This window comes from Adlercreutzia sp. DFI.6.23, assembly GCF_024462535.1.
GTDB lineage: Bacteria > Actinomycetota > Coriobacteriia > Coriobacteriales > Eggerthellaceae > Adlercreutzia > Adlercreutzia rubneri.
In genome coordinates, this window is the sequence record NZ_JANGBP010000378.1 from 1 (window position 1) to 312 (window position 312).

At 64.7% G+C, this 312-nt stretch carries 1 protein-coding gene; it reads right to left on the reverse strand.

Annotated elements, in window-relative coordinates; all coding sequences use genetic code 11:
• On the reverse strand, positions 1-300 hold a 300-nt coding region (locus tag NE591_RS13795), incomplete at its 3' end, for a 2-oxoacid:acceptor oxidoreductase family protein (RefSeq protein WP_256156925.1).
• Positions 301-312 lie beyond the last annotated feature (12 nt).

The following is a 312-nucleotide window of genomic DNA, read 5'->3' on the forward strand; positions in this document are numbered from 1 at the left end:
CACATCGTAGACGATGAGCGAGCCGCCCTCCTTGAGCTGGGGCAGATTGCGCAGGGCCTCGGTGGTCTCGAAGGCGACGACGACAGCGGCGCATCCCGCGTCCGATACCATGGACTTCACGTCCTCGCCCACGCGCACCACCGAGGTCACGGCGCCGCCGCGCTGGGCCATGCCGTGGATCTCCGACACCTTCACCTGAAGATTCGCCTTCTTGCAGCTGAAGGCGAGCAGATCGGCGGCGAGGATGGTTCCCTGGCCGCCCACACCGCACAAAAGCACCGTCTTAGTGGCATTTTCCATGTACGGCCTCCT